This window comes from Chloroflexaceae bacterium (genome assembly GCA_025057155.1).
Taxonomy (GTDB): Bacteria; Chloroflexota; Chloroflexia; order Chloroflexales; family Chloroflexaceae; genus JACAEO01.
This window is the reverse complement of sequence record JANWYD010000031.1, coordinates 24,286-33,521: the sequence shown is the minus strand read 5'-3', so window position 1 is coordinate 33,521 and position 9,236 is coordinate 24,286. Positions and strand designations below refer to the sequence as shown.

5 protein-coding genes are annotated in these 9,236 nt (G+C 67.5%); 1 reads left to right on the top strand and 4 read right to left on the bottom strand.

Features of this window, described 5'->3' with window-relative positions; translation table 11 throughout:
- Positions 1 to 961: 961 nt before the first annotated feature.
- Positions 962 to 1,741, top strand: coding sequence for a DUF4058 family protein (locus tag NZU74_19650; protein ID MCS6883550.1), 780 nt, complete (start codon positions 962 to 964; stop codon positions 1,739 to 1,741).
- Between the two features lie 48 nt (positions 1,742 to 1,789).
- Here the strand turns inward: NZU74_19650 and NZU74_19645 are convergent, their stop codons facing one another.
- From NZU74_19645 to alaS, 4 genes are all read right to left on the bottom strand, one after another.
- Positions 1,790 to 3,256, bottom strand: coding sequence for a putative DNA binding domain-containing protein (locus NZU74_19645; protein ID MCS6883549.1), 1,467 nt, complete (start codon positions 3,254 to 3,256; stop codon positions 1,790 to 1,792).
- 289 nt (positions 3,257 to 3,545) lie between these two features.
- Positions 3,546 to 3,983 (bottom strand): Holliday junction resolvase RuvX, encoded by a 438-nt coding sequence (gene ruvX / locus NZU74_19640; protein MCS6883548.1) that lies wholly within the window; start codon positions 3,981 to 3,983, stop codon positions 3,546 to 3,548.
- 284 nt (positions 3,984 to 4,267) lie between these two features.
- Entirely contained in the window at positions 4,268 to 6,013 is a 1,746-nt protein-coding gene (locus tag NZU74_19635; GenBank protein ID MCS6883547.1) for a baseplate J/gp47 family protein, read from the bottom strand.
- A 7-nt stretch (positions 6,014 to 6,020) separates the two neighbouring features.
- Entirely contained in the window at positions 6,021 to 8,705 is a 2,685-nt protein-coding gene (alaS, locus tag NZU74_19630; GenBank protein ID MCS6883546.1) for an alanine--tRNA ligase, read from the bottom strand.
- Positions 8,706 to 9,236 lie beyond the last annotated feature (531 nt).

Genomic DNA, 9,236 nt, shown 5'->3' with positions numbered 1-9,236 from the left:
GCGGCAACATGCACGACTCCGAACACTCAGTCATGGAGCAATACGTGGATGCCAGTGCTCCAAAAGCAGCGCGGCCCCGCCTCCTTCGGGTAGTCACAGCGCAGGCTGCGCCGCCCCTGGCCGAGGGCATGCAGACCTGGCTCTGTCAGCGCGCTTCCTAATTGACTGAGAGACGCGGCTTCCGGTGGCGTGATGGGCAGAAGCGTCCAGGACTGGGGATCTTCGCCTTCCACCCAATCGATCTGCTCCGTGAACACCGAGACAAAACGTTGCGAGCATTTGGGACAGACGAGAATCATGACGTGAAAGTGCGATTCATTAATCAACTCAACTTCGCAGCTCAGGCGAGCTCGAGCCTGCCATGCGGCATTGGCCGATGAGGGCCAACAGTGTCCACACCCAAAGCTGTCTTCTGACTGACGAGTGATCATGGTCCGAAACTCACACGCGACCTGGCGCCGCCCAACATGAAGTGGACTGACCACGTCCGCTTATCCCCGCCTGTGCGGTTTTAGAGGGATAAATGTCCGTCTAACACCGCTCCACGCGCTGTTCGGCCGCGACGTGTCCGCCTGATTGCTGCATGCGCGTGGTTAGACGGATAGGCGTTCGCCTGCTATGGCTTCCTATAGTTTTCGACGGCTATGCGTCCGCCTGTTCCCGCCTGAACCAGCGACAAAGCGAGCTTAGCGCCCTACCTCCGAACACTGAAAGTTACGCGGTTAGCTCCTTGCATCCCGCCCCAGCTGTTGTTCACTTTTATTACAGGCTCAGCGAAGTAGTCGCCGGTTACAGTAAACTGCTGCGAAAGGATCAAGAATGACCGTTGCATCAGTCTCATCGTACACACCTGCTCTTACCGCAGAGTTACTGTCATTGCTCACGTTAGGCAAGAACGGACTGGTGATTCTAAGCCACCAGTACCCTTCACCCGGCGGCGCATCACGCGAGAGCAGGAGCGATGGGATCACCCTTTCCTGGAATGGATCCGTTCCTCGAACGTCCGGCCCTCTGGCCGGATCTGCACAAGAGCCTGATCGTCGCCCTGCGTGATGAACTCCAGCCCCAGGTGCGCCCTGATTACTACGTTGCGATTGAGGAGCGCACCTACATCGTCGAGCCGGGCGAGCTTGTGCTGGCAGGGCGAGCCCACGCGGCGGTGATCCGGTCCTCCAGCGGCGAGGCGCCAGCGAGCCAGCCGCAGCGCGCCGGTGAGATGGGCGCAATTATCGTCGAGCTGGATCTGCCTGACCAGATTCGCGAAACCTACCTGGAGGTGCGCTCGGTCGCCAATCACCAGGTCGTGACGTTGATCGAGATCCTCTCGCCCACGAATAAGCGCCCCGGCGAGGGACGCGAGCTTTACCTGCGTAAACGGCGGGCGGTGCTGGCTTCGATGACCCACCTGGTTGAGATTGACCTGCTGCGCGGCGGTCAGGCTATGCCGCTCCGCGGCGCGCCCGAACGCGGCGACTACCGCATCCTGGTCAGCCGCGCCGACCAGCGGCCCCGGGCCGAGTTGCTGATCGGTACGCTTCGCCAGCCCCTGCCCGCTATTCGCGTGCCGCTGCGTCCGGGCGATAAGGAGCCGGAGCTTGAGCTTAACCGTATCCTGCACGATCTGTATGATCGCGCCGGGTATGATGCGCGCATAGACTACCGCGCCACCCCTGACCCTCCGCTCGAAGACGACGACGCAGCCTGGGCCGACGCGCTGCTGCGCGCGGCCGGGCTGCGCTAAATGTGCTACAAGAGCGGGGAAACCCGGTTTCCCCGCCCCCGCCACGCATCACTTCAAAATATAGTACGTCGCCCGTTTGTCGCCGATCTTCAACAGCATCCCCCGCTCGACCAGGTCGGCAAGGTCGCGGCGGATGCTCTCGGCGCTGACCTCGGGGAACTGCTCCTGCAGGTCGCGGTTGGTGATGCGCCGCTGGTCCATCACGAAGAGCAGGGCGGCGATCTGCCGCTCGTTGAGGCCCATGCGCGCCCATTCGCGCGTGTCCAGCCCCTCGACGCTCAGGTCCTCCACGGGCTGGCCGATCAGGGTGACGAGGAAGCCAGCGGCGGTTTCGCGGAAGATCGGCGGGGGCAGGCCGGCCTCGGCCATCTGGCGCAGCATGCGGTCAATGCCGTAGCCCAGTCGCTCGATCAGGCCATGGTCGGCCAGCACCTGCACCAGGGTTTCGTTGCGCGAGAAACGCTCCTCGACGATGTTCTCCACCGTTACGTGGCCGGGCAGGCGGCCCGGTGAGTAGACCTCCAGGCGGTCGCTGAAGAGCGAGACGCGGATGCCCTCGCCGCGCACGCTGTAGTCGCGGTGGGCCACAGCGTTGACCAGCGCCTCGCGCACCGCGCCGGGGGGGAACTGGGTCCAGTCCTGACGTTCGAGGCCGACCATGCGGCTGCCCTTGCGCATGTGCTCCATCAGCCAGCGTTCGGCCCGGCGCAGCGCCTCAACCAGGGTGTCGCGCACGTCTTCGCGCTCGAAGGCGTCGGCCATGTCGCGCCCGCGGTAGCGCACCAGGGTGATCTCGGCCTGGGGGTAGCGGGCCTCCACCTGGCGGGCGAAGAGCAGCAGCCCGGCATTGGTGGGCGCAAACGCGGCCCGCGCCTCCGCCTCGGAGAGCGCGCCGGCGCCGCCCTCCCCCTCGGCGCGCGGCGCGACCACAGGGGTTCCCGCGCCATCGCGCCGGACGATGCAGCCCCGGCGCTGGAGCAGGCTCAGGGGGTCGGCTTCGGCCTCGGGGCCGATGCGCCGCGCGTAGGCGCTCACTTTGAGCGGATCGAGTTCGTCGAGGGTCGCGCCGGGGGGCGTCTCCCGTTCCCAGCTTACCTCGCCCCGTTCGAGGAGCAGGCGCCGCAGGGCCTCGGGGGGCAGGGGCTGGTTGGCGCTCCCTTCGCGCCGCAGGTACTTGCCCCGCACGGCGTAGACCTGCGAGAGGCCCGCCGGCACGCTGACGACGAGCAGGGTGCGCTCCTCGTGGGTCGCCGGCTGCGGCAGGGGCAGGATCAGGGGCGGGGTGCAGGAGAGGGCCGCCTCGAGCACCAGATCGCGCGCAGCGGCGACATCGCCGATGCCCTCCACCCGGCCCCGCGCGCGCCCGCTCACCCCCAGCAGCAGCGTGCCGCCACGCCCGTTGGCGAAAGCAGCGAGGGTTTCAGCAAGCTCGTCGGGCCGCGCCCGCTCGCGGGCGAAGGCCACTCCCGGCCCCTCGCCCGCGCTGAGCAGTTGTTCGAGTTCGGTGGCGTCCATAGGCGTCTTGTCTTCACCTTCCCCCGCCGCGCTACGCTCGGTGGGGGAGGGTAAGGTATCGATAATCCCACTGCCGGTTGAAGGAGTATGGAGAAACCAGGTTTCCCCATACCCCCTGCCTGGCGGCGGAGGGTAAGGACCGGTAGTCCCGCTGCCGGTTGACGGGGTGTGCGGAAACCAGGTTTCCCCATACCCCCTACCTGGTGGGGTAAGGATCGGTAGCCCCACCGCCCGTTGAAGGGGTGTGGGGAAACCCGGTTTCCCCATACCCCTAGCTGTGGAAAAGCGTTTACCCCTCCGCCCCGCGCCGCTGATCGAGAAAGTCCTGCAAAATAATCGCCGCGGCGACCTGGTCTACCTGCTGTTTGCGCTTCTCGGGCTTGAGGCCCGTCTCGCGGAGCAACTGGTCGGCGGCGGCGGTGGTCAGGCGTTCGTCGAAGAGGTGCACCGGCAGCCCCAGGCGCTCCTCGAGCTGCCGGGCGAACTGTTGCACCGCACGGGCTTGCGGGCCAATCTCGCCCCGCAGGGTCAGCGGCAGGCCCACCACCAGTTCGCTGACGGCGTATTCAGCGGCCAGACGGGCGATGCGCTCCACGCATTGGGCCACGGGGTGCGCGTTGATGGTGGTGAGCGGAGAGGCCAGGCGTCCTTCCGCGTCGCTCAGGGCCACGCCGATGCGCCGCTCGCCCACGTCAAGCCCCATAATGCGCCGTTCGTCCCGGGCCATGACGCCTCCCTGTCCACGACGAGACCGTCAGGCGCTTGTGATTCGCGTTGATCGTGTAGAGCCGTGGAGGTATGTAGAGCTGTGGAGATGTAGAGCTGTGGAGGTGTAGAGATGTAGAGCTGTGGACCACATTATCAGCCGAGGTCACATGTGCTTGCGTGCATCGAACCAGTTGACTGTATGATCTGCACCCCCACACCCCCACACCTCCACACCTCCACAGACTGGTTATGTGCAAAGAGGCAACAACGGCCAGGCTAATACGTTCAGGTCCGAAGCAGACCTTACTTGCCGACCTCCACCCCGATCTGCCAGCCGAAGCGGGGCATGCGCGCCACATCGGGCAGGCGGTAGTCGCCGATCAGCCCCCGCGCGGCCAGTTCGCGCAGCGCAGCATCGGCCTCCTGATACGATTTGCCCCGCACCGCCTCGCGCACCTGCTCCAGAACGGCAGGTTCGATCCCTCCCTGGCAGCGCGGGCTGACCGTATCGGGTTCAATGCTGCCGTCAACGAAGAGGGTCTGTCCATCCCATCGCCAATCGGTGATGACCGGCGCGCGACACTCGCCCGGCTGGATCAGGCCCGCCTGGCGCAGTTGCTCGGTCACCACCGGACCGAACTGGACGTTCAGGGGCTGCTCCGGCGGGGTGGCAAGGGCGCTGTAGCTCGCCTGCAGGATGAGTTCAAAGCGCCGATTGGCCGGGTCAGCCGGGGCGCCCAGCGGCGGGTTGACGAACTGGGTGAAGCCCTGGAGTTGTTCCAGATCGCTGCGGCGGGGGTTGATCGTGCTGACATCAAGTGCCAGGCCGCGGGCCTGGGCCAGGCCGCTGAGCTGCCGGCGCGCCTCGGCGTCCAGTTGCTCGAGGGCCGGAGCGAGGAGTGGTTGCACATCACTTTCTTTGACGATGTACACCAGTTCCTCGCTGCCCCCGGTCAGGGGCGGGTGCTGCACCAACAGACTGCCCGCAGAGACGTTAAAGGTGGGGCCGCCGGGTGGCGTAATGCGGCGGATGGTGTTGGCCTCCACATTGGAGGCGCTCCCCGGCGAGCGGGCGGTGACTGTCACCTGGGCCTGGCCGCGGGTGGTCACGATCTGCGCGCCCTGGTCGGCGGTGGTGGCGGCGGGCACGAGCACATCGGCGGCGCTGATGAAAGGCGCCTCCTGCCCGTCGGAGCGGATGGCCACGAACTCGGTGCCCGCAGGCAGCAAAATGGCCTGCCCGCTGGAGTTGAGGATGGTCACCGGCCCCTCGGCGCTGCCCACGGGCGTAAGCGTCCCCTCGGTCACCGTGCCGGTGGTGGTCACTGCAACCGTGCTGACAATCGGCTCGGCGAGCACCGCTGTGCTGGAGACCCCGGCCCCGGGGCCGAGCAGAGGCACGGGCAGGCCGGTGAACGGCGCCGAGGTGGTGGCGCGGGCAGGCGGCGCTACCGTCACGCTCACGCGGCCGCCGAGGAAGAGCACGGCGCCAATCGCCGCCAGCAACAGCAACAGCAGCGCGCTGAGGGCGTAGATCGGCCAGGCGCGACGCCGCGCAGCCGGCGCAGGCTCAGGGCGGCGCGGCGCAGGCTCAGGGCGGCGCGGCGCGGGCTCAACGGTTGGGGGAGGCGGCGCGGCGGCCACGTCACCCTCCAGCGCCGCTCGCAGCACCTCCTCGTCGCTGGCGTCGGGACCGGGCGGCGCGGCGCGCGGCACGGGGCGGGTGGCGTAAGGACTGGCGGAACGCGGCGGACGGTTGTCGAGACCGGGGGGCAGGACGCGGGCGTGCTGCACGGTCAGGGTCTCCAGGCCCGCCCGTCGGGCCGCCTGGATGACCTTCGGATCCGAGCTGATCACCGTCAGCGCCATGCCCGCCTTCGCGCCGAACTTGCGGATGGCCTCGGCGACCTCGGCGCGGCGCATCACCACGGCGCCCTCGGTGACCAGCAGTTGCACATGCCCGGCCTCGACGCCGCGCAACTTCTCCAGAACATCATCGGCGCTGTCTTCGGGCAGCACCGGCACCACGGCCACAGGTTCCGTCGTCATGCCGCGCTCACTTTCGCCCCTGGGAGGCGACCAGCTCCGGTGCTCGAGCGATCGCGTCGGGGAGACTGGCGGCATCCTTTCCTCCGGCCTGGGCCATATCCGGGCGCCCGCCGCCGCCGCCGCCGACGATCTGCGCCAGGGACTTGACCAGATTGCCTGCGTGGTAGCCCTGCTGCACCAGATCGGGAGTGACCATCACCAGGATCTGCGGGCGTTCGCCCACCACCGCACCGAGTACGATCACCGCGCTGCCGAGCTTGTCCCGCAGCCAGTCGCCCATCTCGCGCAGCCGGGCCGGGTCGTCGGCTTCTACCTGGGCCGCCAGAACACGCACGCCATCCACCTGGCGGGCCTGGGGGAGCAGACTGTCGAGCGAGGCGCGGGCGATGCGCGCGCGCAGGCCGGCCAGTTCCTGCTGGCGCTGCCGGCCCTCAGCCATCAACTGGTCCACCCGGTCGGCCACCTGAGCCGGAGGCACGCCGAGACGCTCGGCAAGGTCGCGCAGGATCTGAGCCTGCTGTTCAACCCAGGCCTCGGCGCCCCGCCCGGTGAGGGCCTCGATGCGCCGCAGCCCGCTGCCAACGCTGCCCTCGCTGACGATGCGGATAAACCCGATCTCACCGGTGCGTCTGACGTGGGTGCCGCCGCAGAGTTCGCGGCTGTCGCGGGTGGCGATGCGCTCGACGCCGTTCGCGCCGCGCTCGATGGTCACCACGCGCACCCGGTCGCCGTACTTCTCGCCGAAGAGGGCAATCGCGCCCTGAGCCATCGCCGTCTGGTAGTCGGTAATCTCCCAGCGGACCGCCCCATCGGCTCGCACCCAGGCATTGAGGCGCGCCTCGATCTCGCGCAACTGCTCGTGCTCAAGCGGGCGGGTATGGGTAAAATCGAAACGCAGCCGGTCGGGAGCCACCAGCGAGCCGGCCTGCGCGGCGTGTTCGCCGAGCACGTCGCGCAGCGCGCGGTGGAGCATATGGGTGGCAGTATGGTTGCGCTGAATATCGGCGCGCCGCTCGGCGTCAATCGTCGCCCGAACGACCTCGCCGACGGCGATGCTCCCCTCCGTGACTACGCCGTAGTGCACAATCAGCCCCGGCACGGGGCGCAGCGTGTCATCCACGCGCACCACCCCGGACGGGCCGCGGATCAGCCCGGTGTCGCCCACCTGCCCGCCGCTCTCGGCGTAGAACGGCGTGCGGTCGAGGACGATCTGCACCTGGCGGCCCGGCCCGGCCTCGCGCAGCTCGTCGCCCGCCGAGACGATGGCCAGCACGCTGGCCTCGGCGCTAAGATCGGTGTAGCCCAGGAACTCCGACGGCGGGAGGCTGGCTTCGGCCCAGACCTCGGCCTCGGCGCCGCGTTTGAACTGCGCCGCGGCGCGGGAACGCTGGCGCTGCTCGTCCATGGCCAGCTCGTAGCCCGCCTCGTCCACCACCAGACCCTGCTCGGCAGCGATCTTCTGCGTCAGGTCCAGCGGGAAGCCGAAGGTGTCCTTGAGCACGAACGCATCGGCGCCGGGGATGATCGTGCCGCCGGCGGCGCGCACCTGCTCGATCACCGCGCTGAGGCGCGTAATGCCGCCGTTGAGGGTGCGCAGGAACTGCCGCTCCTCGCTGTCGGTGGCTTCAAGGATGAACTGGCGCCGGGCGCGCAGCTCAGGATAGGCCGTGCCCATCTCCTCGATCACCGTATCAACCACATCGGCCAGGAACGGGCGCTCGAAGCCGATCGTCCGCCCCTGGTAGACGGCGCGGCGCAGGATGCGGCGCAACACGTAGGAGCGCCCGCTGTTGCCGGGCAGCACCCCATCGGCGATCAAAAAGGCCGTGGCGCGGCTATGGTCGGCAATCGCCCGGTAGGCCGCCAGGTTGGCCCGGTAGTGGGCCTCATCGCTGCCGCGGGCGGCGATCACCCGGCTGATGATCGTCGCCAGCAGATCGGTCTCGTAGGTCGAATGGACCCCCTGGAGCACCATCGCCATCCGTTCGAGGCCCATGCCCGTATCCACCGACTGCGCCCCCAGGCGTCGCATCGTCGCCCGGTCGTACTGCATGAACACCAGGTTCCAGATCTCGACATAATCCGGGTCGTCGGAATTGACGCCCTCGGCGCGCATGCGCGACAGATCATCGCCGATGTAGCAGGTAATCTCCGAGTTGGGGCCACAGGGGCCGGTATCGCCCATCACCCAGAAATTATCCTTGCGCCCGAAGCGCAGAATACGCGACGGATCGGCGCCCACCGCTTCCCACAACTGCGCAGCCTCATCATCGGCGGGGATCTCCGCGTCGCCCTCGAAGACCGTGAACCAGAGCCGCTCGACGGGCAGGCCGAACTCCTCGATCAGCAATTCCCAGGCGAAGCGAATGGCCTCGGCCTTGAAATAATCGCCGAACGAGAAGTTGCCCAGCATCTCAAAGAAGGTATGGTGGCGCGGCGACGGGCCGACCTCCTCAAGATCGTTATGCTTGCCGCTGACGCGCAGACACTTCTGGGCGGTGACAGCGCGCTTATAGGGGCGCTGCTCCAGTCCCAGGAACACATCCTTGAACTGGACCATGCCCGAATTGGCGAAGAGCAGGGTAGGGTCATCGGCCACCACCAGCGAGGAACTGGGCACGATGGCATGGCCGCGACGCTCGAAGAACGTCAGGTACTTCTCACGGATCTGGGCCGAGGAGAGCTTTTGCATACACTATCTTTGCCCTGGTCAACCCGGAAGGCCGCCCCATCGGATGATGGCGCGCCGGGGGCGTACAGTCGAACATTGTAGCGCATGGCGTCGGGAAGCGTCAACCTTATGCATCCGCCCTCACCGCAGAGGGTGCAGAGGGCTTCAAAAAGCGCAGCCTCTCCGTTCCTCCGCGTGCTCTGCGGTAAATCTGAACATGTACCGGCGCAACATCCGCCCCCGCGCTGGGCCGTAAGGCGGCTGCGCGACCCCTGGCGCTCGACCCGGACCTGACAGACTTGTGAGGTCGGCCCGGCAGTTACGGGTCCGTAGCGCGCCAGGGGTATGCTGGGGCTGCCGGGGTCGGCTGCGGCGCGTCCGGCGCCGTTCCCGCCGGCGGCATGCTCGGACAAGGTTGACGCACAGACGCGAAGACGCAAGGGGCTGGCAATTAATGCCTGTGATGCTCTGGGCCTCCGCGCCATTGCGTCACCGTGCACCGCGTATGCGGCAAGCTCTGAGAGACATACTGGAGAGCAGCGAAGGAGATCC